Origin of the sequence: Thioclava sp. 'Guangxiensis', assembly GCF_045348365.1 — a bacterium.
GTDB lineage: Bacteria > Pseudomonadota > Alphaproteobacteria > Rhodobacterales > Rhodobacteraceae > Thioclava > Thioclava kandeliae.
Window position 1 is genome coordinate 518,065 of the sequence record NZ_CP155824.1, and the last position, 25,514, is coordinate 543,578.

The window sequence follows — 25,514 nt, forward strand, 5'->3', positions numbered from 1 at the left end:
GACCAGATTGATCGAATAATACAAATTTTTGTTCGCCACGTCCATTCCACGCCAGCCCTGAAAAAGGTGATCCTCGATCCATATTTATGGGAGGAGAACCATGAAACTAACACGTCTACCCGCATTGGGTCTGGCGACGGCTTTTGGCGCGCTGATGGCCGCCGGAGCGCAGGCGCAGGATTTCCAGTTTTCGATCCACCATTTCCTGAGCCCCAAGGCCCCCGTGCAGACGCTCCTGCTCGAGCCATGGGCGAAATCGGTGGAAGAGGCCTCCGGCGGGCGCATCCATTTCGAGATCTTTCCGTCGATGGCGCTTGGAGGGGCGCCGCCCGAGCTTTATTCGCAGGTGCGTGACGGGGTGGTCGATCTGGCATGGACCCTGCCCGGCTATACGCCCGGCACCTTCCCGCGTCTCGAGGTCTTCGAGCTACCCGATGTCCATGGCGGCGATGCCCGCGCGACCAATCTGGCCATTCAGGACATGATGGGCGATCTGGCCGAGGATTTCAAAGATGTGCATCCGATCCTCGTGCATGTGCATGCCGGCAACGCGCTGCATCTGGCAAGTGGTTCCATCGACGGGGTCGCGGGGTTCAAGGGGCTGAAGGTCCGCAGCCCCTCGCGCACCGGAGCCTGGGTGCTCGAGGAGCTGGGCGCCGAACCGGTGGCGATGCCCGTGCCCGCCCTGCCGCAAGCCCTCTCGAAAAAGGTTGTGGATGGCGCGCTGGTGCCCTTCGAGGTGGCCATTCCGCTGGGCCTGTCGGAGCTGACCGAGACCACGATCGAGCTGGATCAGGGGCACCGTTTCGGCACATCGACTTTCCTTTTCGCGATGAACAAGGACGCATGGGCATCGCTCCCGCCCGATCTGCAGAAAGTGATTGATGACCATTCCGGCGCGGCACTGGCCGAGGAGATGGGCGCGGCATGGAACGAGATCGAGCCGGTTGGCGTGAAGATGGCCGAAGAGGCTGGCAACAGCGTCATCGCTCTCTCGCCCGAAGCCTCGGCCGAGTTCGACGCCCCCTTCTCCGCCGTCGCCGCCCGCTGGACCAAGGAGGCCGACGGGCTGGGGATCGACGGTGACGCGCTGATCGAAAAAGCCAGAACTGCCGTTGCAAGCCATAGCGAGTAACCCATGACCAAGAGATCCCTTTTCCACGGGGTCATCGCGGCTTGGGCAGTGACGGGCGGCCTCGTGCTGCTCGTCATTGTTGGCGCGACGGCTCTCAATGCAGCCGGTTTTCTGGCCGATATGATCGCGGGGCTCTGGGGCGGCGATGTCGCGGGACTGTCGGGCTACGAGGATGGCGTGACCATGCTGGCGGGCGTCGCTGGGCTTGCAATGTTCCCCTATTGCCAGCTCCATCACGGCCATGCGGCGGTCGATGTCTTCATGGACAAGGCGCCCCGCTGGGCCAACCGGCTGGTCACGCTTTTCTCGGGGCTGGTGGTTACGGCCATCGCACTCTGGATGGCCTATATGCTGGTGCTAGGCACGCTGGAAACCCGCAGCGACAATGTGGAAACCGCCGTTTTGGGCTGGCCTGTCTGGATCTTCATGCCCACGGCCGTGATCTCCTGCCTGCTCTGGGCACTGGCGGCTTTGATGGAAACCTTTGCACCGGAGATGCCCCATGGCGCCTGAATTGATCGGCCTTCTGGGGCTGGGGGGGCTCTTCGCCCTGATCCTGCTCCGCATTCCGGTGGCGCTGGCTATGCTGCTGACGGGCATCATCGGCACCTATGCACTGAGCCTCGCCTCACCCTTTGTAAAATTCGCGCCCTATCTGAAACAGTTCAAGACCGCGCTGTGGAACTCGGTGGCCAATTACGATCTCTCGGTCGTGCCGCTCTTCGTGCTGATGGGCTATCTCGCCGCCGAAACCGGCCTGTCGCGTGATCTGTTCCAAGGGTTGGCGGTGCTCACCCGCCGGATCCGTGGCGGGGTCGCAATGGCCACGATCCTTGCCTGTGGCGGCTTCGGCGCAGTCAGCGGCTCCTCCATCGCCACCGCCTCGACCATGTCACGCGTAGCCCTGCCGGAATTGCGGCGGCTGAAATATGACGAGGGTCTGGCGACCGGCGTTCTGGCGGCCGGCGGCACGCTGGGCATCCTGATCCCGCCCTCGGTGGCGCTGGTAATCTATGCCATCGTGGTCGAGGCGTCGATCCTCGAGATGTTCCGCGCAGCGATCCTGCCGGGTCTTATGGCAGTGGTGCTGTTTCTGGTGGTGATCCGCCTGCGCATCGCCCGCAACCCCGCGCTTGTGCCCCCACTGACCGAGATCCCTGCCGCGCAGGTGCGCCACGCGATCCACAGACTGGCCCCTGTGGCCGCGATCTTCGGCACGATCATTCTCGGCCTCGGCATGGGGCTCTTCACGCCGACACCGGCGGCCGCGATCGGGGTGTTCCTGATCCTTGTCTACGGGCTCGTGTTGCGGCGGTTCTCGGACGAGGACGGGCTGACATGGGCACGGCTGAAGGACGCGCTACTTGCCACAGCCAAAACCGCCGCGATGATCTATTTCATCCTCTTCTCGGCGGATATCCTGAAGGGGTTCTTTGCCCGCACGGGGCTGCCATCGGCGCTCTCGGACTGGGCGGCGGCCTCCACGCTCGATCCCTATGTGATCCTTGTGGCGATGCTGGTGGCGCTGATCATCCTCGGCTGTTTCATGGAGAGCCTGTCGATGATCCTCGTGGTGGTGCCTTTCTTCTGGCCGGTGCTCGTCGAGCTGAATGGCGGAGATTACATCACCGCCGAAACCGCCGCCTTCGGCATGGGCAATGCCGATCTGAAGATATGGTTCGGCATCCTTGCGCTGATTGTCGTCGAGTTGGGGCTGATTACCCCGCCCGTTGGCATGAATGTGTTTGTCATAAAATCCTTCTCTCCGCAGACGCCAATCACCCGCATTTTTGCAGGTGTCGCGCCTTTCTTCGCCATCGAACTGGTCCGTGTCGGCCTGCTGGTGCTTGTGCCCGGCCTGTCGCTGGCGCTGACCCGACTATTCTGAGGTCTCCCCATGAACACGATCAAAACCCAAATCTGCATCATCGGCGCGGGGCCGAGTGGCCTTCTGCTGGCCCAGCTTCTGGCCAATGCGGGCGTCGATACCATCGTTCTCGACCGCAAGGACCGCGCCTATATCGAGGGCCGCATTCGTGCCGGTATCCTTGAATGGGGCACGGTGACCACACTCGAGGAGGCGGGCGTAGCCGAGCGGCTCCACCGCGAGGGCATCGCCCATGACGGGTTCGAGCTGGCCTTCGAGGGTGAGCGTCACCGGATCGACCTGAAGGGGCTGACCGGTCAGCAGGTCATGGTCTATGGCCAGACCGAAATCACCAGGGATCTCTTCGACAAGCGGACCGAAGAGGGGCAGATTTTCTATTATAATGTGGAGGATGTGACCCTCGACGGGCTCAAAAGCGGCGACCCCAGTGTCGGCTTCACCCAGAACGGCAACCGATATGAGGTCTCTTGTGATTTCATCGCGGGCTGCGACGGCTATCACGGTGTCTCGCGGCAGGCGATCCCGGCCGATATTCTCAAGACCTACGAGCGCGTCTACCCGTTCGGCTGGCTGGGGATCCTGGTCGACCAACCGCCCGTCGCGCATGAACTGATCTATGCCAACCATGCGCGCGGCTTCGCGCTGGCCTCCATGCGCTCGCAGACGCGCTCGCGCTATTATGTGCAATGCGATCTGTCGGATCGGGTGGAGGACTGGTCCGATGACCGGTTCTGGGAGGAATTCTCCAACCGTCTGGGGCCTGCGGCCGACGGGCTGCGCACCGGCCCGTCTTTTGAAAAATCCATCGCCCCCCTGCGTTCCTTCGTCGCCGAACCGATGCGGTATGGCGCGCTCTTTCTTGCCGGCGATGCGGCCCATATCGTGCCGCCCACCGGCGCCAAGGGGCTCAATGCCGCCGTGGCGGATGTGCGGCTGCTGTCGCGGGCCTTCGTTGCGCATTACGAGGGCGATGACACGCGGCTTGAGGCCTATTCGGCAAAGGCGCTCGACCGCGTCTGGAAATGCGAGCGTTTCTCGTGGCAGCTCTCCACGCTGATGCACCAGTTCCCCGGAGGCAGCCCCTTCGAGAAGCGCATGCAGCAGGCCGATTTCCACTATATCGCGGGCTCCGAGGCCGCATCGCGCTCGATTGCCGAGAACTATGTGGGGCTGCCGCTGGAATAGGCTGACTCAGGGCGCGTTCAGCACCGCATCGAGCAAGCCGGGGAAGCGTTCGTCAAGCTCCTCGCGCCGGATCGACAGGACGCGCCCGCGCCCTTTGGGCAAGTTGAGAATGATGCCCGCCTCGCGCAGCACCTTCATCAGATGCGATTTGGTCGATTTGGGGATATCGGGGTCCGTCAGATGACACCGCGCCATCTCGAGCGGACCATCGGCCAGTTGCCGCACGATATCGAGACGTGCCGGATCGCTCAGCGCGAACAGAACGGTCTCGAGGCGCAGCTCGTCCTTGGCGGGATGGGGTAGATCTGTCGGTGTCTCACTCATGGTTCGAATATAGTTGAACCATCGAAGGATGCAACCTAGGTAAGGTTCGAAGAGATTCGAACCAAGGAGCCCCCATGTTTGCCATCCGCCAGCCCCTTGCCAGACCGGCAAGCTTTACCCTCGCGGCACTCGGCAGCGCGCTCGTTATGGCCAGCGCCAGTGCTCCCTCGCCCTTCTACCCTCAACTTCAGGCCCAGATCGGGTTCTCGCCTGTGGTTCTCACCGGTATTTTCGCCATCTATGCGATCACGCTTCTGGCGACCCTGCTGACCTTCGGCTCGGCCTCCGACCATCTCGGCCGCAGACCGACGCTCTCGTTGGGATTCCTGCTTCTGGCGGTCTTCGCGCTGATCTTCTCGCAGGCCCATAGCGTGGGCGGGCTCGTACTGGCCCGTGCCCTGCAGGGGGTGGCGGGCGGATTGCTTCTTTCGACCCTCTCTGCGGCCATCGTCGATCTGGAACCCACCGACAGGCCCGGCCTTGCCGCGATCTGCAATTCGACGCTGCCGCTTGCGGGGCTTGCACTTGGCGCGCTGCTGGCAGGAGGGGCGATCGATATGTCCTCGCTGGCGCTGCATCCGTTCTTCATCGGGCTTGCGCTGATCAGCGTGCTCTTTGCCGCAGGCGTCTGGCTCTGGCCCGAAACCTCGCCACGCCATGAAGGCCTTGTCTCCGCGCTGCGCCCGCGTGTGCGGATACCGGACAACGCGCGGCCCGTCTTCTGGCGCGTGGCCCCTGCCCTCTTTGCCACATGGGCCACGGGCGGGTTCTACCTCTCGCTCGGCGTATCGATCTCGAGCCATGTCTTCGGCCTGACCCACGGGCTGGAACAGGGGGCCGTCGTCACCGCGCTGGCCGGAACCGGCGCCGCAGCCTGCTTCTTTGCACGGCATATCTCGGCCTCCGCGACCCTGCGTCTGGGGATCGTGGCACTGGCTTCGGGCACACTCCTGACGCTGATTGCGGTACAACAGGGCAGTCTCTGGGCTTATCTCGTGGCGCTGCCCTTTGCGGGGATCGGGTTCGGCACCTGTTTTTATGGCGCGGTCCGCTCGCTGGCACCGCTGGCCGAACCCCATGAGCGGGGTGAGCTTTTCGCGGCCATCTTCACGCTCAGCTATCTGGCCTTCGGCGTGCCGGTGGTCATTGCCGGTGCCCTCGTCAGCACATTCGGGCTGACCACGACCACCATCGGCTATGGCGTGGTCATAATCGCCATGGCGCTGATCGCTATGTGTGCCAGATCTGACGCGCAGGGGCGCTAACGGTGCCTTTTCCTGCAACGCCTACGCCCCTACCGCCACGGCGGTGAGGCTTTTTTCCTGCAGATCGCTTGGAAAACCGCGCAAGGTTCCTACAATTACCTGTGAGCCGGGTGCGATATGCCCTGACCCACCGCCCCATCGACCTCAGGCGCAGGAGCCACTCATGACGTCCAAATTCCTCGTTGCCGCCGCGCTTGTGGCAGGCTTCACCTCCACCGCGCAGGCCGATATCACGGTCTCCTCGAAGATCGACACCGAGGGCGGGCTCTTGGGCAATATCATCGCGCTCGCGCTCGAGAATGCGGGATTGCCCGTCGAGCGGCGCCTGCAACTGGGCGGCACCCAGATCGTGCGCGAGGCGATCAAGGCCGGCCAGATCGATATTTATCCCGAATATACTGGCAATGCGGCCTTCTTCCATAACGAGGCGGGCAGCGATGTCTGGAAGGATCCGGCTTCGGCCCATGACCGTGCCGCCGAGCTTGATGCGCCCGATGGCATCACCTGGCTCGACAGCGCGCCCGCCAACAACACATGGGCCATCGCGGTCACGGGCCCTGTGGCGCAAGCCAACGATCTGGCGAGCATGAGCGATTTCGGGGCATGGGTCGCGGATGGCGGCGAGGTCAAACTGGCCGCCTCGACCGAATTCGTCTCCTCGCCCGGCGTGCTGCCCGCGATGCAGACGACCTATGGCTTCACCCTGACACCCGACCAGACGGTAATCCTGTCGGGCGGCGATACGGCGGCGACCATTCAGGCGGCGGCGCGCGGCACCTCGGGCGTCAATGCGGCCATGGTCTATGGCACCGATGGCGGCGTGGGGGCCACGGGACTTGTCGTGATGACGGATGACAAGGGCGTGCAGCCCGTCTACGAGCCCACCCCGATCCTCCGCACCGAGGTGCTCGACGACTATCCCTCGATCCCCGGGATCCTGAACCCGATCTTCGACAAGCTGGACATGACAACGCTGCAAAAGCTCAACGGCCGCATTCAGGTGGGGGGCGAGCCGGCCGAGGCCGTGGCGCGCGACTATCTGACCCAGACGGGTGTGCTGGGCTAAGGCCATGGCGCGGGTCTCTCCCGCCGGTCTGGTCTTCGCGCTTGCCGGTGGCGGGCTGCTCTGTCTGCCCTTCATGACCATCGCGGCCAATCGTATCGTGGCGGGTGAGGGCGTGCGCCTCTGGACGCTAGGGCTCTGGGGGGCAACATCCGGGATGGCTCTGGCGCTTGTTGCGGGGCTGTCACCGCGCCCTGCCCTGCGGCTTGCAGGCGGGGCGCTGGGGCTTGGGTGTCTTGTCTGGGCAGTCTCGCAAGGCAGCGCCGATCTGCTGGCCGATGCCGGTGATTATGCGCGCAGCGGGCCTGCCGCGGGGGTCTGGGGATTACTGGCGGTCTTTGCCCTCCTGATGGTCGATGCGCTCAACGCAATGCGTCCGCGCGCCCTGATGCGCGCGCTCCTGCTCGTTGCGGGCGGCGTGGCGGTGGCCACGGTGCTCTCCTCTGGCTGGCTTGCGGGTCTGTCCATCGCGCAGGAATATAGCGCAAGATCTGCCGCATTCTGGCAGGCGCTCCTGCGCCATCTGCAACTGGCGCTCGGCTCGCTTGTGGTGGCCAGCTCTCTCGGCTTCCCGTTGGGGCTCCTGTGCCATCGCCATGCGGGGCTCCGGCGGCTCCTTCTGCCGATGCTAGGGTTTTTGCAGACCATCCCCTCGCTTGCGATGTTCGGGATCATGATCCCGCTTCTGGCGGGGCTTGCCACTGCCGCGCCCGTTCTGGCGGGGCTGGGGATCGCGGGCATCGGCTTTGCGCCTGCCTTTGTGGCGTTGGTGCTCTATGCGCTCCTGCCGGTGGTGGGCAATACCGTCGCGGGGCTCGAAGCGGTGCCACCTGCTACGGCCGAGGCCGCACGCGGTATCGGGCTTTCCGCGCGCCAACGCCTGTGGCAGGTCGAGCTGCCTCTGGGATTGCCGGTGCTGCTGGCCGGTCTCCGTATCGTCATGGTGCAGAATATCGGCTTGGCGGTGATTGCGGGACTGATCGGCGGCGGGGGCTTTGGCGGGTTCGTGTTCCAGGGCCTCAACCAGACCGCTACAGACCTGATCCTGCTGGGCGCGCTGCCCACGGTGGCGCTGGCGCTGGTGGCCGCAATTGTCATGGATATCGCCGTCGAGCTGGCCAGCCCGCGCTCCGCCACCCGACCGGCAGAAGGCTGAACAATGATCGAGATCACCAATCTGACCAAGCGTTTCGGCCCCGATCTTGCGGTGGATGCCGTCTCGATGGTGGTCGAGACCGGCACGATCACCACCATCGTGGGCACCTCCGGCTCGGGCAAGAGCACGCTTTTGCGCATGATCAACCGCCTCGAGGAACCCAGCTCCGGCGAGGTCCGCCTCAATGGCGACCCGACCCACAGGATGAAACCGCATCTGCTGCGCCGCCGGATCGGCTATGCCATTCAGGGCCACGGCCTGTTCCCGCATCACACGGTCGCGCGCAATATCGGCGCGGTGCCGCGGCTCCTGGGCTGGCCCAAGGCCAAGATCCGCGCGCGGGTGGACGAGCTGCTGGATCTCTTCTCGCTGCCACCCGAGACCTTCCGTGACCGCTATCCGGCCGAGCTGTCGGGCGGGCAGCAGCAGCGCGTAGGTGTGGCCCGTGCGCTGGCCTCGCGCCCCGATCTTCTACTGATGGACGAGCCATTCGGCGCGCTCGACCCGATCATCCGCCAGCGCGCGCAGGAGGATCTGGCCCGCATCCAGCGCCAGCTGGGATCCACGATCATTCTCGTCACCCATGATATGGACGAGGCGATCCGGCTGGGGGACCGGGTGGCGGTGATGGATGGCGGCAGGTTGATCCAGTATGCGCCGCCCGCCGAGATTATCGCCCATCCCGCAAGCGGTTTCGTGGCCGATATGCTGGGCGAGCTGGACCGTCCGCTGCGCCGTCTGTCCCTGATGCGGGTCGCCGAGATCGTGCAGGCGGGCGAGGCGACGGGACCAGCCGTCAGCCCCGAGGCCTCCCTGCGCGAGGCGCTGTCGCTCTGCCTCTGGTCGGGGCGCGAGGCGCTGCCCGTGACCGGCGGAGGCGTCGTCACGCTCCGCGCGATCCGCGCGCGCGCCGAGGCCCCCGCATGAAGGCCGGATGGGTCCTGCGCCCCGCGCTCTACGCGCTCTTGCTGGCGATGGTGCTCCGGCCCGCGTGGTTCGCGCCGCTTCTGGCGCCGCTTGCCCCGCAGGGCGGGCCAGTGATCTACGAACGTGCATCGCTTCTGTCACTGACCCTCAGCCAGCTGGGGCTCGTGGCGCTGGCCTCGGGATGTGCCACGGTGGTCGCGGTGGGGCTTGCTATCTTTGTCACGCGTAAGGCGGGCGCAGGGTTTCTGCCGCTTTCGAGAATGCTGGCCAATATCGGCCAGACCTTCCCGCCGGTGGCCGTACTGGCGCTCGCCGTACCTGCCATGGGCTTTGGCGCGGGGCCGACACTGGTGGCGCTTTTCCTCTACGGGCTTCTGCCGATTTTTGATAACGCGGTGACGGGACTACAAAACCTGCCCTCCGTCACGATGGAGGCCGCACGCGGTATCGGGCTGTCGCCTCGCCAGCGCCTGATCTCGGTCGAACTCCCCCTTGCGGCACCGGTCATCCTGACAGGGGTGCGCTTGTCGGTGGTGATCGCGCTCGGCACCGCCACGATCGGCTCGACGGTGGCCGCGCGCACGCTGGGAGAAGTGATCATCGCGGGACTTCTGACCAATAACACCGCATTCGTCGTGCAGGGTGGCGTGATCACAGGCCTATTGGCGCTTCTTATCCATGACGGGCTGATGCTGGCGGAGAAGCGGCTGCGCCGGTAGTCTGCAACGCTTGGCATGACCTACGGCGCGACCGATACCCAGATAACGTTCTGCCTTGCAGGCACCATGCGCCACGGGCTCGCCGGAGGCATGCCGTCCCCCCATCGACGGGCCGCGCCGACACGGCAGAACGCTCTCCAGTAGAAACGGCCGCAGAGGCGCTCGAGCGGGCCTGCGCGCGCCCCGGGGAAAAGCGTCTCAGACGCGACTGACTGCCAGAAGCGTCTCGACCTGCGCCGCGAGCTGCAACAGGAAACGGTCCTGATACCATGGGCCCATGATCTGCAAGCCGATGGGCAGACCCGACGCGGTCCGGCCACAGGGCATGGAGATCGCCGGATGGCCCGTGAGGTTGAGCGGATAGGTGAAGGGATACCACGCACCACGGATCGGCCCGCGATTGCCCGCAATCTCCACATCGCCCGAACTGTCGACCGTGATCGGGATGGCTGGTGCGGTCAGCACGGGCGAGACGATGACATCGCATCGCGCCAGAACCTCCTGCAGCGCGTTAAAGGTTCTGGTGCGCTCGAAGCTTGCCTGCGACATATCAAAGGCTGAAAGATCGCGCCCCTCGATGATGCGCACCAGAAGGCTCGGATCCATATCATTACCATGGCGCGCAACATGCGCGCCCATCCGCGCCGACAGACCCGAACGCAGCACGGTCAGGAAAGCGGGCTCCACCGCGCGCAAATCGATCTCGATCTCCTCGATCTCGGCACCTTCCCGCGCCATGGCGTCGATGGCGGCACGGGTGGCCGCCGCGGTTTCGGGCTCGACCTGCGCACCGCCATTGGGGAGCCAGCCGACCCGCAGCCCCTTGAACCCCGCGAAGGGCTTGACCACGGGCAGCGCCCCCTGCCCCCAGGGATCGCGCGGATCGAAACCCGCCATCGTCTCGAAGAAGAGCGCCGTATCTTCCACGTCGCGCGCCATCGGCCCGACATAGGAATTGGCGCCGAACAGATCGGGCAGCGACAGATGCGGGATCATACCCAGCGTGGGCTTGAGCCCGACAATGCCGCAACAGGCCGCCGGAATACGGATCGAGCCCCCGCCATCGGAGCCGATGGAGAGCGGGCCCATCCCGGCCGCCACGGCCACCGCCGAGCCCGAAGAGGAGGCCCCCGGTGTGCGGTCGGGATGGGTCGGATGGAGCGTGCGCCCCGAAAGCGGCGATGTCGCTTCGGGTTTATGTCCGAATTCGGGAGTCGTGGTCTTGCCGATCAGGATGCCCCCTGCCCCGCGCGCGCGCGCCACCGACACGCCATCTTCCTTGGGCACATTCTGTGAAAAGATCTTCGAGCCCTGCGTGGTGCGCACACCCTCGGTTGCGATCAGGTCCTTGACCGAGAAAGGCACGCCTTCGAGAGGTCGGGCCGCGCCTTTCGCGATACGGGCCTCCGCCGCACGGGCCTCTGCAAGCGCGCGCTCGGGGCAGAGCGTCACAAAGGCGTTCAGCTCGGCGCGCGCCTCGATCCGGTCAAACGCCGCCTGCACGGCCTCTACCGGCGAGATCTCGCGCGCGGCAATGGCGCGTGCCTGCGCCACGGCGCTCAGATCGGCAATATCTGTCATCAGGTCCTCGGTTCTAGAGCATGTTGCGACCGCCGTTGATGGCGATCGTCTGTCCGGTAATGAAACGCGCCTCGGCGGAGGCGAGATAGGCCACAAGCCCAGCAACCTCCTCGGGCTGCGCGATGAAGCCTGCAGGCGTGGCAGCCACCAACGCATCGAGCGTCGCGCGCGGGATGCGGTTATGCGCCTCGGTCGCGATGGCCCCGGGACAGACGGCATTGACTGTCACACCATGCGGGGCCAGCTCCTGTGCGAGCGCGCGGGTAAAGCCCACGATGCCCATCTTGGCCGCAGCGTAATCCGACAGACGCAGATCGCCAGAGAGCGCCGCATCGCTGGACATATTTATGATCCGCCCCGCGCCCCGTATCTTCATCTGCGGCCCGATAAGACGGCAGGCCCGCATGGTGGAGAGCAGGTTGATCTCCATGACAAAGCGCCAGACCTCCTCCTCGCTTTCGCAAAAGAGCGCAGAGCGCTCGCGCCCTGATTGACCGAGATTGTTGAACAGGACATCGACCGGGCCGAACTCGGCCTCGACCTGTGCCACGGCTTCGGCCAGCGCCGCTCCGTCAGTGCCATCGAAGGCCAGCGACAGCCAACCCTGATGCGCCTCTGCAGGCGCTTCGGCGGGGTGGAGGTCGAATACGGCCACCCGTGCGCCCTCGGCGGCAAAGCGCCGCGCTGTCGCTCCGCCAATGCCACCGGCACCGCCGGTGACAAGCACGGTCTTGTTGTGGAAACGCTGCATTAAAGTGCCTCAATAGAAGGTGCGTCCGCCATCTACCGCCAGCGTGGAGCCGGTGATATGACAGGCGGCGGGACCGGCAAGAAAGACGATCGCTTCGGCCAACTCCTCGGGCTGCGCGATCCGGCGCAGCGCATAGCGGTCGCGGATCTCCGAGAGCTTTGCCTGCGGATCGGGGGCGTTGGCCCATGACTGGTCGAACAGATCGCTATGGACCGCGCCCGGGCAGACGGTGTTTACGCGGATACCCTCCTCGGCCCAATCCAGCGCCAAGGATTTCGACAGCATCACGAGACCCGCTTTGGACGCACAATAGGCCGCGCGATCGGGGATGGGCTTGAGCCCCGCCCCCGAAGACACATTGACAATCGCACCATGACCGGACGCCGCCAGATAGGGGAAGGCCGCACGCGCGGTCCGCATAGGCCCCGAGAGATTGACCGAAAGAAGATGCGACCAGTCGTCGTCATTTCCCGCCTCGCTCGGGGTCTCGAGGTCGATCCCTGCCGAATTGACAAGGATATCGATCCCGCCAAGCGCGCGCGCGGCGCTCTCCATAGCGGCCTCCACCGCGCTTGCGTCGGCGAGATCGGCCCTCGCACAGGCGAAAGGCGCGGCGTCATTCCGGTCAATGACAAATACCTGCGCGCCGCGCCCCTCCAGCATCAGGGCCGTCGCCCGGCCGATGCCGGCCGATCCACCCACGATGACCGCGCGATATCCGGCAAACATGCTCATGCATCAGCCTTCATCTGCGCCGCCATATCGGCGGAGATCCGGTCACAGCGGTCGATCCAGACATTATCATGTTTGCGGATATGCTGGATGAAACGGTCGAGCACGATGGCCCCCGAGGGCTGGCCGATGAATTCGGGATGCATGGCAGTGACCATCATCCGGTCTTCGGCATAAAGCGTGTCAAACTCCCAGCTCCATGTGTCCACCACCTGGGGCGGCGAGGTGATCGTGCGGCCCGGCAGGATCTTGGCGAACTGGAAATAGGGGCTGTCGGTATTGATGTAGCGGAAGGGCAGCTCCACACAATCGATGGGCGCGCCGCGCACCTTGAGGAAATAAGGCGCATCGTCATCAAAGAAATTCGACGAGTAGGAGAACCCGTATTCCTTGATCAGATCCATGGTCACATCGGTCACTTCGGCGGCCGGGCTGCGCCAGCCGCGCGGCGCCTCGCCCGTGGCCTTGATGATCGCCTGTTGCGCCAGTTCCATCTCCTCGCGCTCTTCCTCGGGGGTCAGCGTCACGATCCAGCGGTGGGTATGACTGTGATGGGCAATCTCGTGACCGTCTTTCAGCAGCGCCTCGATCACCTCGGGATGCGCCTCCACGACCTGCCCCGGCACGAAGAAGGTGGAGGTGATCTCGTGGCGTTTGAGCACGTCCATCACCCGCCAGACCCCGCGTTTCCAGCCATAGGCGCCCTGCGACATCAGGATCGGGCGTTTATGGGCGTCGGGGTCGCGGGCGGTCCACATCGTCTCGCAGTCGAGATCGAAGGTCAGCATCATCGGGAAGCCTTTGGAGGTAAAGCTCATAATCTCTCCAATTCAGAAAAAGCGGGTGAAGGAGACCCATTTCTGGGCCAGAACAAGAACGATGGCGGTGCCCAGCACCAGAAGCGTCGAGGCCGCCGCGATCGAGGGATCAACGCCATGCTCGACGGAGGCGAAAATCTTGGTCGGCAGCGTCGTCTCGCGCGGGGTCAGCAGGAAGATGGTGACCGGCACATTGTCGAGCGAGGTGACAAAGGAAAAGATCCCGCCTGCCACCAGACCCGGTTTCAGAAGCGGCAGCGTCACCAGCCGGAAGGCGGTGAAGCGGTCCGAGCCGAGCACCATGGCCGCTTCCTCGAGCTGCGGATTGAGGCCGGTGAGCGAGGACATGGCCGAGCGCACCACATAGGGCAGCGTGATCAGAACATGCGCGAGCATCAGGACCCAGAACTGTCCGCGCAGCCCCATCAGGGAGATGAACTGCAGCAGCGCCACCCCGATCACCACCGCGGGAAAGACCAGCGGCGCCATTACCAGTGACAGGATCAGATCGCGCCCGCGCACCAGCCGGTGATGGAGCGCATAACTCGCCGCGGTCCCCAGCAGGATCGACAGCGCCGTGGCCCCTGCCGCCAGTGTCAGACTGGTGGAGATCGCGCGCTGATAGCCACGATCGGTCAGCACTTCGGCAAACCAATCGAGCGTCCAGCCCTGCGGTGGCACCGTGAGGTAGCTCGTCTTGGTAAAGGAGGCCAGCACCACCACGACAGTGGGCGCATTCATGAACACCAGCACGAGAAGGGCGAAAAGCGTCAGCAAAAGCGAGGATTTACGCGGGATCATGCCTGTAATCCTTTCGTATAGCGGGCCGCCAGACGGTTTGCGCCCCAGATGAGCCCGAGCGTGATCGCCGTCAGGATGAAGGCAAGCGCCGCCCCTGCAGGCCAGTTCAGATTGGTCATGAACTCGTCATAGATCTGGGTCGCCATGACCTTGTAGGTCGGGCCGCCCAGCATGCGCGGGGTCACCAGCGCCGAAATGCTGAGAACGAAGACGAGGATTGAGCCGGTGATGATACCGGGCAAGGCCAGCGGCACGATAATGGTGAAGAACGCCCGCCCCCGCGACGCCTTGAGCCCGAGGGCCGCTGCTTCGACATCGGCGGGAATGTTCTGTAGCGCCGGCACCAGAAGCAGCACCATGAACGGCAGATAGATCTGCGTCAGCCCGATCACCACACCCAGCAGGTTATACATCAGATCGAGCGGACCGGAGATCAGCCCCAAGGATTCGAGTGTCTCGTTGACGACCCCATTGGGCGAGAGCAGCACCATCCAGCCAAAGGAGCGCACGACGATATTGCAAAGCAGCGGGAATATCACCAGCAGGATCGTCACCGTTTGAACCGCAGGACGGGCGCGCAGGATGAACAGCGCCAGCGGGAAGCCCAGCACCAGCGTTGCCAGCGTCACCACCAGCCCCAGAAACAGCGTCCGCAGCATGATCTCGATATAGAAGCCGTCGCTCAGGACCGAGAAATAATTGCCGAGCGTCCAGTCGGCACCGATGCCGCTGCCTGCCGTATAATTGCGCAGGCTCATCAACCCCATCAACAGGGTCGGAGCCAGAAAGAACAGCAATAGAAGTGCGGTCACGGGCAGAACCAGCCCCGCACCCAGCCAACGCGAGGACGTCATGCCACACCCTCCGCCTGCGCCACGAAGATCCGGTCGGGGGCGATATCGAGCGCCACCTGCGTGCCAGGCACCAGATTGGCCAACGGTCCGCGCGAATTGACCCGCGCCAGCACCTCGATCCCCTGCCCCAGCGCGATCACATATTGCACATGCGCGCCCTCGAAGATACGCAGGCTGATCGTACCCGCAAGCGGCCCCTCGGCCCCCGGCACGAGATGGATATCCTCCTGCCGCAGGGTGACCGATACAGCCATGCCCTCGGTCAGGGGCCGGTCCAGATCCAGCTCTACCCCATGGGCAAGCGCGACACGGCCGCCGCGCACCTGCCCCGACAACTTGTTGGGACTGCCGACAAAGCCCGAGACAAATCCGTTGGCCGGGCGGAAATAGACATCCTCGGGGCTCGCGAATTGCTGGATATCGCCGCCCGACATCAGGCAGATCCGGTCGGAAAGGCTCATGGCCTCATGCTGGTCATGGGTGACAAAGAGCGAGGTGATCTTCAGCTCGGCCTGCAGGCGCTTGATCTCGATCTGCATCTCCTCGCGCAGCTGTGCATCCAGATTGGAGAGCGGTTCGTCGAACAGCAGGATCGAGGGGCGCGGTGCGATGGACCGGGCCAGCGCCACGCGCTGCTGCTGACCACCCGACAACTGGCGCGGATAGCGCGCGCCATGCTGGCCCAGACGGACCCGCTCGAGGGCCTCTCCCACCCGCATGTCCAGCTCGCGCCCGCTGACCTTCTGGCGGCGCAACCCGAAAGCGACATTCTCATGCACCGTCAGATGCGGAAACAGCGCATAGCTCTGGAAGACCAGCCCGATATTGCGTTTGTTAGGCGGCAGGCGGGTCACGTCCTGATCGCCGAACAGAATCTGCCCCACGCTCGGGTCCAGAAGCCCCGCGATCATGCGCAGAATCGTCGTTTTACCGCAGCCCGACGGCCCGAGAAGAGAAACAAACTCCCCTTGTCCGACCTCCAGAGAAACCGAATTCACGACGGTCAGATCGTCATATCGTTTGGTGAGGTTCTTGATTGAAAGTGAGGACACGGCGGTCTCCGTAGGGCTTCTGGTCATGCGCCCCCTGCCCGCCCGATTACGGGCAGGGGGATAAGGTAAACAAGGTAAGAAAGTTGGCTTAGCGGGTGATCTCGCGCTGCCAGCGCGCCCGCCAGTCGCCGACATTTGCCGCGACCTTCTCGGGATCGGGGAAATAGAGCGTCGGATAGACTGCGGTAGGCACCGCTTCGGCGGCTGCCCCCTCGAGTTTGGTGTCGGGGTTCACGGGGCCTTCATACATCTTCTCGGCCAGACAGGATTGCGCCTCGGGCGAGAGTATCTCGTTGATGAACTTGTAGGCGCCCTCGGGATTGGCAGCGCCTTTAGGGATCACCAGCGTCACATTGATCCCGATCCCGCCTTCTTCGGGATAGGCGATCTTCACCGGAACGCCGCTGGCTGCAGCAGAGGCGGTGCGGTCGCTATACCACGGCGCCATTGCGATCTCGCCACGCTCGAACATGCCGATCAGCTGATCTGCCTGCGTGTAATAGGCTTGTACATCCGGCGCGAGCTTGGCGATTGCCTCAAATCCGGGATCAAGATTGTCAATGCTGCCGCCATTCATCCGCGCCGCCGCGATCAGGAAATGCACGCCCGAGGTGCCCGAAATATCCGGTAGAGCGATTTTTCCCTTATAGGCCGGATCAAAGATCGCGCTCCAGCTGGTGGGCGGGGTTTTCACCAGTTTTGGGTTATAAGCGATAGCGGTCGCGGCCCACATGAACTGCACGAAGCTGTCCGCAGGCCCCCAGACCTTGGGATCGAGCTTAGCCGAATTGGACAGTTTCGCATGATCGAGCGGCTCGACCAGCCCTTCCGAGCCAAGCTGCGTGGCAAAGGAATTGTCGATGTAAAGAACGTCGAAATCGCTGTGACCTCCGGTCGCGCGTACCATCGAGGCGAATTGCGAGGAACTGCCTTCCTGCGTGATGACCTCATCACCCGTGGCTTTCTCGAAGGGCGCAATATGGCATTGCGCCACCGCCTCGCCAAACGAGCCCCCGAACGTGCCCACCACAACATCCTCCGCCAGAGCCGGCGTGGCAACGGCTGCGAGAATCGCGCCGAAAACTGCAAACTGTTTCATCTTGATCCCTGTTGTCGGTTTTTATGGGTCAAACCTGCGACGAGGAGATCGTTCTGTCTAGATTTATCTTTTGTGAAAGATAAACAAAAGGCAAGTAGAGTGGACCTGCCTGTTATTTACACATTATGCCCTCAGGAATGCGCGTTAAGGAGCAGCACACGCCGCAGAAGGTTCTCGAGTTGCTGACGCTCCTCCGGCGAGAGCATCCGCACGAAATCGCGCTCGGCCTGTGCCTGCGGTGGCATGGTCCTGTCGGCCAATGCACACCCTTCGGGCGTCAGTTTCACCAGCACACCGCGCCCATCGCTAGGGTCGACCTCGCGTGTCACCAGCCCCTTGGCTTCGAGCCGGGCGATCTGGTTGGAAAGCCCGCCAGACGTGACCACCAAGGTCGCCTGCAGCGACTTCGGTGTCATCGCATAGGGTGCACCGCTCGCGCGCAGGGTCGCCAGAATGGCATAGGTGCCATATTTGATCCCATGCCCATGCAGCACCCCGTTCATCCGGTCGTTGACGGCTTCGGCCAGCCGCAGGATCCGCCCGGTGATCTGCTTGCCGGAGGTATCCAGATAGGGGACCTCCTCCGTCCAGAGCGAGATCGCCTCGTCTACAAAGTCACGTTCCTCATCGACAGAATAGGCCATCTGGATTTCCAATAAATTATCTTTTCTTAAAGATACCATCACGTAAATATGCGCCATTTTCAAGCAAACTCCGCATCCTTTTTCTATTGGCTCATCCTCTGCCGGAGGCGGCTGCCCGCCAGAACAGCATCGCTCTGGCGAAGCGGATGGATGTCGGTCCGCGGCCCCCGAAGGTCAGCGGCAGCACCTCGAGCTCGCCCGCATACAGCAGCGCCTGCCTGACGCAGGCCGCAGAGATCACGATCAGGGGACTGCGCTGGACGATTTAGGCAATCACCACGAATGGCGCGGCCAGCGTGATGGCCCCGATCACCCTTGGCCGCACATAGCTCACAATTATATCCAACATGGCCGCGGTGACCGAATGCTGTTTCGAGAGGATCAAAAGTGTTCGTATCGGATTCGGATCGAACCCATTGAACCTCAGCCAGTGCATAGCCTGCCGTTTGAGCGTTTTAGGCCGCCGGTCTGTAAGCATGACACTTTCGAGTGCTGCTGGCCGATAGCACCATGATGGGCAACGCGGCCCCTATGAACTCGGGCGGACCTCGGAGGAGAACGAGAGCTGCCAACGCGTCGGGCATCTCTCCGGAGGCCATCTTGCGCTTCCCGCATGGCATCCCCTCGTGCCGCTCATGGAAGGAAGTCAGGCGCGGGTCACGCGATCTAACGACCAAATTTGCCAGCTTCGCGCCTTTGCCTGCCATTCAGGGCGTCCTCCACCATACGGATCAAACTACCCCGAAAGCTGGACCCGTTTGACCTCAGCCCCGTGGTGGTTCCTTCGCCGACCGCACGCTTTGCCGCCAGATGAGCGGAGTCTCCAACCGGCTTGCAGGCTCCTCGCCCAGAAGGATCTCCTCGACCCGTGCCGCTATGCGGTCATAAGGTTGGGCGAAACTGGTCAGCCCATAGCCCGCCCATCCCGCCTGCGGGATATCGTCGAAACCGATCACGCAAAGATCGCGGGGAATGGCAAGTGCCAGTGTATCGCGGGCCATATCCATCAGCCCACAGGCCATCAGATCCGTCAGGCAGAAGATGCCCTCGGGAGGCACCTGCCCCTGCAGCAGCGCCTGCGCCGCTTCCTGCCCCTCCGCATAGCCCGACCCATCGCCGCGCCAGACCACCGGATCGATCCCCTGCGCATGGCAGGCCTCGATAAAGAACGCCTCGCGCGCAGCAAGGCTCGGTGTGCCCTTGCGCGAGCCCGCAAGCGCGATCCGTCCGCAGCCCGCCGCCCGTAGCGCCGTGACCGCCTCCTGCATCGCACGCCGGTAATCGATGCGGATATGATGCACCCCCGGCCACTCCTCGCCGCGATTGATCGCGATCACCTTCTGGCCCGCATCGATACAGGCGGTGACCATATCTGCGGGAGGCGTGCCCGACATCACGACCACCGCCGAGGCGCGGTAGCTCAGCGCCTGCGCGAGCGCCGCGCCGGCGCTTTGCGGATCGGTGCTGACATTGATGACCATCGCCATCCGGCCTGCCGCCTGCAACCGGCGCGTCAGCGCGTCGAGCAACAGCCCGTGATAGGGGCGGGTCAGGTTCGAGGCGAGCAGGCAGACGGGGCGGCTCGCATCTTTCGACAATCCCCGCGCCAGATGGTTGACGTGATAGTTCAGCGCCTCGGCCGCCGCCATCACCTTGGCCCGCGTGCGCGCCGAGACGCTCGCCCCATCGGTGAAGGTGCGTGATACAGCGGAGCGCGAGACCCCCGCAAGGGCCGCCACTTCGGCGGCGGAGGCAGGGCGCGGGGCGGGGTCGGACATGTCTAGCCCTCTGGCAGATACGGCGTGATCATCCGTGCCATTCTGGCCGACCAGAGGGCCGCGTCCACCAGAACCTGCTTGGGCGCCTGCGGCCATTCCGAAGGGTGCAGCGCGCGCGCCACACGGATATGGTCGATCGCCGCCTGCAGCGTGGGATAGGTGTCGGGGCATTCGAGATGCAAAAACAGCGCCACCAGTGTCACCGATCGCGAGCGACCGCCACGGCAGTTCACGAGGATATTGCCGGTCCCCTGCCACGGATAGCTGGGCTTGTCGGGAAGGGTCTGACCGATCAGCCCCTTCAGCTGGTAATAGCCCGCCAGCAGCATCGGCGCGGGATTGCCCGCACCATCGATGATGCCGAGCTTGTAATAGCGCACGGGTCCCCAGCCGAAGGGCAGCTCCTGCGCCTCGGGATCGGGACGGGTGACCATATTGATATCGAGGTTCACGGCACAATTGAGCACCGTGCCGATCCCGTGCGCCGCCAGCAATGCCGGATCGGAGGCTGCGTGTTTGTTGCCGATATAAAGGTCGATCCCCGCCGGATCGGTATGGACCCTGTGCAGTGGCGCGCGCCCGATATCGGCCTTGCGGAAGGCCTCCTGTAACGCGCTCGTGTCAAGATCATTCATCGCGATCTCCCTCTTCTGCGGGGAAGATCAGGGCCAGATCAAGCCCCGATATCCCCGCCATTTGCGCCGCGATCCCGGGGGTGGCGGCCAGCACGGGGCGCGTGTCGAGGAGTGAGAGGCCCTCCGGCACCTTCGCCACCACCCCGCCGGCCTCGCGCACCATCAACAGGCCCGCCACGCAATCCCAGCTGTTCATCGAGATCTCCAGATAGCCGTCGGAGCGGCCAGAGGCCACATAGGCCAGCGCAAGCCCGCCCGAGCCCGAGCGCCGGATATTCGCGCCCGCGGTGATCGCCGCCTCCTGCGCCTGCAGATAGGGTGCCAGCGGATGACGGCGCGACCAGCCCATCTCGAGACAGGCCGTGCCCATATCGGGCGTCCTTGTCACGCGGACGGGCGCCCCGTTCAGGCTGCAACCGTGCCCGCGCCGCGCCTGCCAGCGCTCGCCCGTTACCGGCTGGTGGATCGCGGCCAGCACGGCCTCGCCCGCAAGGCAGAAGGCCACGATCACGCAGAAATGCGGCACGCCACGCGCGAAATTGGCGGTGCCGTCGATCGGGTCGATTACCCATGTGGCATGGGCGGGCGTGCCGCCGCCCTCCTCGCCCAGGATGGCATCCTGAGGGAAGCGTTCCGCGATCTCCGCGCGGATCAGCGCCTCCACGGCGAGGTCGGTCTCGGTCAGGAAATCCTGAGCCCCCTTGAGGGAGAAATCGCCCGTATTACGGGTGCGGAAGCCATTCAGCGCGAGGGCCGTGGCACGCGCCATCATGTCGGACAGGAAGGCTTCGCGGGCGTCGAGGTCTGGGATCTGGGTCAAGGTCGGTCTTTCTGTAAAGGGGTCCGGCGCATACCGGACCCGATCAACGGGTCGTCGGTTACTGGCCCAGCTGGCCTGCACGCGCCAGCGCCCAGAGATCCTGCCAGTCCTGCCGCGCCACCCAGTCATCGCCCGAGGTGGCAGTGTCATAGTTCAGCATCTTGTCGGCATAACCGGCCACACCGGAGGGTTCGTCGGCCGGCACCGCATTCTCGCGATTGGTGGACATCTTGCCATCAGCCGCCTGTGGTGCCCAGCCCGCTTCGGTCAGCATATAATGGGTGAACAGCTTGGCGGCGGCGGGGCTGTCAGTCCGGGTCATGGTAAGCATGAAGCTCGGATAGAACAGCCCCACCATCGGCGACATCGAGGCACAGATGCCGAGCTTCATCCCGTTCTCGTTCTCGCGGAACTTGGCGGTCGACATGATCCCGATGAAATTCTCAGTGGTATCGGGGGCGCCCACGGCTGCGGCCACGTCACTATCGGAATTGGTCAGGAGCGGCTGATTGGCCGCCAGTGCGGCCACGAAGGCCTCGGTCGCGGAAGCAAAACCGGTCTTCAGGGGCTTGCCGTAATGTGCCTCATAGGCGGCGGCCACCTGTGCATCGTAATGCATGGCAAGCTGGTTGAACCAGTCGGTATACATCGCCTTGGCCTGCGGGTCGGGCATGGAAACATGCCCCTTCCATTCGGGGTCGGTCAGTGCCCAGATATTATCGACAGGACAGCTCTGGTTGAGCCCGGTATTATAGGCCCAGACCACGGGCGCGTTCGAGACCACGAGCGGGCTCTGATAGCGCGCATCGATCTTGCCCACCATATCCTCGGGGACATAGCTTGTCACATAGCCCGGCTTGATGAGCTGCGCGGTGGCCGCCGGAAGATCCGAGAGGATCACCACATCGGCCTGCACATTGCCCGCCTTGGCCTCGCCCGAGACGATCTTGATGATCTGCGGGGCCTTGGCCTTGGTGCCGGTCGCCTCGAGCCCGTAGGCTTTGGCAAAGGCCGCCGCCTGTTCGCGGATCTTGCCGGTGCTGTCATAGACAGTCAGCGCGGGCTCGGTCTTGGCACGGGCCAGAAGCCCCGCCTCGTCGAAACCGTCGGCAAAGGCTGGGGACGTAAGCGCGGTGGTCAGCGCCGCGATATAAGGAAGGGATTTCATCTGTCTCTCCTAGACAAAGGGTCAGGCCAGCCCCGCCAGCGCGCGGGAGTGGGAAGGCCCTGCGGTCATCCGCGAGGCAAGGGGCGCGAGGGCATGGCCCTGCGCACAGAAAAGATGCAGCGCCTCGGGACGCGCCCGCAGATAGACGGGTGCCCCCAATTGCCAGCGTGGCGGCAGCTGCGTGGTATGGGTCAGCGTCAGCGGTCCCGCCTCGTCGGCAAGGCGGAGGGTGATGATCCACGCCCCGCCCGTGGGCAGGATCTCCTCGATCACCGCCGGAAGGCCGCTCTCGTGTCCGAGCGAGATCCCCTCCGGACGGAGACCAAGCATCTCGCCCTGCGGATGCGCGCCCTGCATCAGCGCACGGGCGGTATGACTGCGTGCGGGGATCAGATTGATCGGCGGGTTGCCGATGAACTCGGCCACGAAGCGGTTGGCAGGTTGACCATAGATCTCGTCGGGGCGCCCGAATTGCTGCAGGCGTCCCCCGGCCATCACCGCTATATGGGTGGCAAGCGTCATCGCCTCCCATTGGTCATGGGTCACAAAGACGATGGTGGTGCCGAAATCGCGATGCAGCCGCGCCAGTTCGGCCCGCATCGAGAGCCGCAGCGCCGCATCGAGATTGGACAGCGGCTCGTCGAGTAGAAGCACCCCGGGCGAGACCGCCAGAGTGCGCGCGAGCGCCACCCGCTGCTGCTGCCCGCCCGACAGCTGGGCGGGATAGCGGTTCTCCAGCCCTTCGATACGCAGGGTCCGCACCATCTCGGCCACGCGGATCTTGCGCGCAGGTTTGGGCATTCGGGCGACCTTCAGACCGAAGGCGATATTCTCGGCCACCGTCATATGCGGCCAGAGCGCATAGGACTGGAACACGAGCCCCAGCCCACGCTTCTCGGGCGGCACGAAGATGCCTTTGGCGGTGCTGTCGAGCACTTGCTCACCGATGCGGATCTCGCCCCCCGTCGTGGCCTCGAGCCCGCAGATCATCCTGAGCGTGGTCGATTTCCCGCAGCCCGAGGGGCCGAGGATACAGGTGAAGGAGCCATGCTCGATGCTGAGCGTGAGGTCATCGACCGCGGGGGCCGCGCCTTTGGCATAGCGTTTCTCGAGATGGTCGAGTTGGATCATCGGCATCGGTCAGCTCTCCAGACCTTGGGCCAGTCCGTTGCGGGTGAGCCGGTTGATCACGATCGTGCCCGCAAGGGCGATCAGCGCGATCATCAGCACCACGGCATTGGCGGCCTGGGTGTAGTTGTAATCGATCAAGCGTAGGGAATAGGTGGTCAGCACATCGGTCGCGGGCACGGCGAGGATGATGAAGAGACTGACCCCCTTGATCCCCGAGATGAAAGGCATGAGCACGGCACTCACCAGCGCGCCTTTCTGGATCGACACAATGATGGCGCGCATGCGGTGCAACCAGCCCGCCCCCGCGATCCGCGCGCTTTCCTCGACCTCGCGCCCCAGCTGCGTCATCGCCGCAATCCCTGCGCGCGAGGCAAAGGGCATCTGGTCGGCCACCAATGCCAGAAGCAGGATATAGGGCGTGCCATAAAGCGCCGGGATCGGCCCGTGGGGGACGGCAAACAGCGACAGGAAGGCCGCGGCAAAGGCGATACCCGGCACCAGATAGGGGAAGAAGGTCACCTGCCGCAGCGCCACACCCACCGCCCGCACCGGCACGCGGGTGACCACATAGCCCACCAGCAGCCCCGCGAGGCCCGCCATCAGCGAGGCCGCGCCCACAATGCGAACCGAATTCCAGACCGCCGCCCAGAATTCGGGCGCGCGCAGGATGCCGGTCTTGAGCGCGACCGTGTCGAGCCCGGTGCCGATCCAGTAGGCCAGCGTGAAATTGGCGGCATTGAAGCGGCCCGGCAGGATCATCACCGTCGAGAGTGCGAGCACCCCCAATGGCACAACCACCGACACCAGCACCACCCCAAGGACGAGCCCGAATGCCGGAAGATGCCAGCGCCCCAGAGTGCGGCGGCGCTCCATCGCCCCCTTGCCTCCGATCGTGGCAAAACGTCTGGCCTCGCGCATCATCCATGTATCGATGCCCAGCGTCACCATCCCCACCAGCATGATCACCCCCGCAAAAACCGCCGCCATGCCGGTCTGCTGGGTGCCGATGGCACGGTAGAGCGATGTTGCCAGCGTCTCGAAATGTACGGGCAGGCCCAGAACATAGGGCACGGAGAACTCGCCCACCGCATCGGCAAACATCAGAAGGCAGGCCGACATCACCGCAGGCCGCATCAACGGCACCACGATCCGCAGCGCGATCGTGCCCCGTCCCGCACCCAGCATCCGCCCCGCCTCCTCGAGCTGGCTGTCCATGCGTTTGAGCGCATTGCCCACCAGCAGGATGACGAAGGGGATATAGTTGAGCACCATGATCACGATGGTCGGAACCGCGCCATAGGAGATCCAGTCGGGCAGCTGCAGCCCCATCGCCTCGAACCAGCCGGGCTGGCCACCGGTGGTGGCATTCTTGAAGAGCACAGTCCATGCGAGGGCGAAGGTCCATGCCGGCAGCATGAAGGGCACGATGAGTGCGGTGGAGAGCCAGCGCCTGCCCCGGAGATCCGAGCGCACCAGAAGCCATGCGAGCCCCGTGCCGATCCCCAGCGCCAGCGCGGTCGAGAGGCCTGCCACGGCGAGCGTGTTCCATAATGGCGTCCAGAAGAGGATCTGCGACATGCGCGAGAACAGCGCACGTCCGAGATAATAGCCCGTCCAGCTGCCGGCCTCTCCGCCTGTGCGCGCCGTATCACCGGCCTGCGTGACGAAGATATCCGACAGGATGGTGCACACGGGCGCCACGATCAGCGCGCAGAAGACTGCCAGCAGCACGAGCCCGATCGCGAGTGTCGGATCCTGCCGTGCGACGGCGAACCGGTGGCGCAACCGCGCCGCTTTGCCTGCTGTTGTATCGAACCCGATCATTGCCCACCCGTCCTGTTGTCGGGGCTGTTCTAGGAGCAGCGCATGACAGGGAAGTGACAATTTGCACATATGTGCAAAATAAATGGCGCATGACCGGCTTACGGCACCAAGCCGCGACGAAAGACGAGATATCCGGCGCGTGGATCGCTGAACATTCCTCCGCT

The 25,514-nt window shown here is 64.2% G+C and carries 25 protein-coding genes; 9 read left to right on the forward strand and 16 right to left on the reverse strand.

Annotation, left to right across the window (positions count from 1 at the left end):
• Nucleotides 1–100: 100 nt before the first annotated feature.
• From ABEB22_RS19675 to pobA, 4 genes are read left to right on the forward strand one after another with little or no spacing between them, the layout of a single operon-like run.
• On the forward strand, nt 101–1,135 hold the full coding sequence (locus ABEB22_RS19675; RefSeq protein ID WP_349295052.1) for a TRAP transporter substrate-binding protein: 1,035 nt from the start codon (nt 101–103) through the stop codon (nt 1,133–1,135).
• Between the two features lie 3 nt (nt 1,136–1,138).
• Nucleotides 1,139–1,648: a TRAP transporter small permease subunit gene (locus tag ABEB22_RS19680; protein WP_349295053.1), complete on the forward strand. Its 510-nt coding sequence runs from the start codon at nt 1,139–1,141 to the stop codon at nt 1,646–1,648.
• Nucleotides 1,638–3,023: a TRAP transporter large permease gene (locus ABEB22_RS19685; protein WP_339115575.1), complete on the forward strand. Its 1,386-nt coding sequence runs from the start codon at nt 1,638–1,640 to the stop codon at nt 3,021–3,023. Before ABEB22_RS19680 ends, ABEB22_RS19685 begins: the two co-directional genes overlap by 11 nt.
• 18 nt (nt 3,024–3,041) lie before the next feature.
• Nucleotides 3,042–4,208, forward strand: a complete 1,167-nt coding sequence (pobA, locus tag ABEB22_RS19690; protein ID WP_339115612.1) for a 4-hydroxybenzoate 3-monooxygenase — start codon at nt 3,042–3,044, stop codon at nt 4,206–4,208.
• Nucleotides 4,209–4,214: 6 nt separating this feature from the next.
• Here the strand turns inward: pobA and ABEB22_RS19695 are convergent, their stop codons facing one another.
• Nucleotides 4,215–4,532 (reverse strand): transcriptional regulator, encoded by a 318-nt coding sequence (locus tag ABEB22_RS19695; RefSeq protein WP_339115576.1) that lies wholly within the window; start codon nt 4,530–4,532, stop codon nt 4,215–4,217.
• Between the two features lie 74 nt (nt 4,533–4,606).
• Here ABEB22_RS19695 and ABEB22_RS19700 point away from each other — a divergent pair, with 74 nt between their 5' ends.
• The 5 genes from ABEB22_RS19700 (at nt 4,607) to ABEB22_RS19720 (ending at nt 9,662) form a co-directional block, all read left to right on the forward strand.
• On the forward strand, nt 4,607–5,797 hold the full coding sequence (locus tag ABEB22_RS19700; RefSeq protein WP_349295054.1) for an MFS transporter: 1,191 nt from the start codon (nt 4,607–4,609) through the stop codon (nt 5,795–5,797).
• Between the two features lie 163 nt (nt 5,798–5,960).
• On the forward strand, nt 5,961–6,863 hold the full coding sequence (locus ABEB22_RS19705) for an ABC transporter substrate-binding protein (protein ID WP_349295055.1): 903 nt from the start codon (nt 5,961–5,963) through the stop codon (nt 6,861–6,863).
• A 4-nt stretch (nt 6,864–6,867) separates the two neighbouring features.
• The gene (locus ABEB22_RS19710; RefSeq protein ID WP_339115579.1) at nt 6,868–8,016 is read left to right on the forward strand and encodes an ABC transporter permease; all 1,149 of its coding nucleotides are present in this window, start codon (nt 6,868–6,870) and stop codon (nt 8,014–8,016) included.
• 3 nt (nt 8,017–8,019) lie between these two features.
• Nucleotides 8,020–8,943 (forward strand): ABC transporter ATP-binding protein, encoded by a 924-nt coding sequence (locus ABEB22_RS19715; RefSeq protein ID WP_349295056.1) that lies wholly within the window; start codon nt 8,020–8,022, stop codon nt 8,941–8,943.
• A complete protein-coding gene (locus tag ABEB22_RS19720) occupies nt 8,940–9,662 on the forward strand; it encodes an ABC transporter permease (protein ID WP_349295057.1) in 723 nt (240 codons plus the stop codon). Before ABEB22_RS19715 ends, ABEB22_RS19720 begins: the two co-directional genes overlap by 4 nt.
• Before the next feature lie 198 nt (nt 9,663–9,860).
• On the opposite strand, the gene ABEB22_RS19725 is transcribed toward ABEB22_RS19720, so the two are convergent.
• From ABEB22_RS19725 to ABEB22_RS19795, 15 genes are all read right to left on the reverse strand, one after another.
• Complete coding sequence (locus tag ABEB22_RS19725; protein ID WP_339115582.1) at nt 9,861–11,243, reverse strand: amidase; 1,383 nt, start codon at nt 11,241–11,243, stop codon at nt 9,861–9,863.
• A gap of 13 nt (nt 11,244–11,256) precedes the next feature.
• On the reverse strand, nt 11,257–11,994 hold the full coding sequence (locus ABEB22_RS19730) for an SDR family NAD(P)-dependent oxidoreductase (protein ID WP_339115583.1): 738 nt from the start codon (nt 11,992–11,994) through the stop codon (nt 11,257–11,259).
• A gap of 9 nt (nt 11,995–12,003) precedes the next feature.
• Nucleotides 12,004–12,729 (reverse strand): SDR family oxidoreductase, encoded by a 726-nt coding sequence (locus ABEB22_RS19735; RefSeq protein ID WP_339115584.1) that lies wholly within the window; start codon nt 12,727–12,729, stop codon nt 12,004–12,006.
• Entirely contained in the window at nt 12,726–13,544 is an 819-nt protein-coding gene (locus ABEB22_RS19740) for a polysaccharide deacetylase (RefSeq protein ID WP_339115585.1), read from the reverse strand. Before ABEB22_RS19740 ends, ABEB22_RS19735 begins: the two co-directional genes overlap by 4 nt.
• A 12-nt stretch (nt 13,545–13,556) precedes the next feature.
• A complete protein-coding gene (locus ABEB22_RS19745) occupies nt 13,557–14,345 on the reverse strand; it encodes an ABC transporter permease (protein WP_339115586.1) in 789 nt (262 codons plus the stop codon).
• Nucleotides 14,342–15,199, reverse strand: coding sequence for an ABC transporter permease (locus tag ABEB22_RS19750; RefSeq protein ID WP_349295058.1), 858 nt, complete (start codon nt 15,197–15,199; stop codon nt 14,342–14,344). Before ABEB22_RS19750 ends, ABEB22_RS19745 begins: the two co-directional genes overlap by 4 nt.
• On the reverse strand, nt 15,196–16,251 hold the full coding sequence (locus tag ABEB22_RS19755; protein ID WP_406871201.1) for an ABC transporter ATP-binding protein: 1,056 nt from the start codon (nt 16,249–16,251) through the stop codon (nt 15,196–15,198). The genes ABEB22_RS19750 and ABEB22_RS19755 overlap by 4 nt, the downstream gene beginning before the upstream one ends.
• Before the next feature lie 88 nt (nt 16,252–16,339).
• Nucleotides 16,340–17,350 carry an ABC transporter substrate-binding protein gene (locus ABEB22_RS19760; protein ID WP_339115589.1) on the reverse strand — a complete coding sequence of 337 codons (1,011 nt, stop codon included), beginning with the start codon at nt 17,348–17,350 and terminating at the stop codon, nt 16,340–16,342.
• A 131-nt stretch (nt 17,351–17,481) separates the two neighbouring features.
• On the reverse strand, nt 17,482–17,994 hold the full coding sequence (locus tag ABEB22_RS19765; protein ID WP_339115590.1) for a MarR family transcriptional regulator: 513 nt from the start codon (nt 17,992–17,994) through the stop codon (nt 17,482–17,484).
• A 764-nt stretch (nt 17,995–18,758) separates the two neighbouring features.
• Complete coding sequence (locus ABEB22_RS19770) at nt 18,759–19,772, reverse strand: substrate-binding domain-containing protein (protein WP_349295060.1); 1,014 nt, start codon at nt 19,770–19,772, stop codon at nt 18,759–18,761.
• A 2-nt stretch (nt 19,773–19,774) separates the two neighbouring features.
• Nucleotides 19,775–20,407, reverse strand: coding sequence for a dual specificity protein phosphatase (locus ABEB22_RS19775; RefSeq protein WP_349295061.1), 633 nt, complete (start codon nt 20,405–20,407; stop codon nt 19,775–19,777).
• Entirely contained in the window at nt 20,400–21,227 is an 828-nt protein-coding gene (locus ABEB22_RS19780; RefSeq protein ID WP_349295062.1) for an inositol monophosphatase, read from the reverse strand. Before ABEB22_RS19780 ends, ABEB22_RS19775 begins: the two co-directional genes overlap by 8 nt.
• 58 nt (nt 21,228–21,285) lie before the next feature.
• On the reverse strand, nt 21,286–22,395 hold the full coding sequence (locus ABEB22_RS19785; protein ID WP_349295063.1) for an ABC transporter substrate-binding protein: 1,110 nt from the start codon (nt 22,393–22,395) through the stop codon (nt 21,286–21,288).
• 21 nt (nt 22,396–22,416) lie between these two features.
• Nucleotides 22,417–23,532 carry an ABC transporter ATP-binding protein gene (locus ABEB22_RS19790; RefSeq protein WP_339115595.1) on the reverse strand — a complete coding sequence of 372 codons (1,116 nt, stop codon included), beginning with the start codon at nt 23,530–23,532 and terminating at the stop codon, nt 22,417–22,419.
• A 3-nt stretch (nt 23,533–23,535) separates the two neighbouring features.
• Nucleotides 23,536–25,350, reverse strand: coding sequence for an iron ABC transporter permease (locus ABEB22_RS19795; RefSeq protein ID WP_349295064.1), 1,815 nt, complete (start codon nt 25,348–25,350; stop codon nt 23,536–23,538).
• Nucleotides 25,351–25,514: the final 164 nt, after the last annotated feature.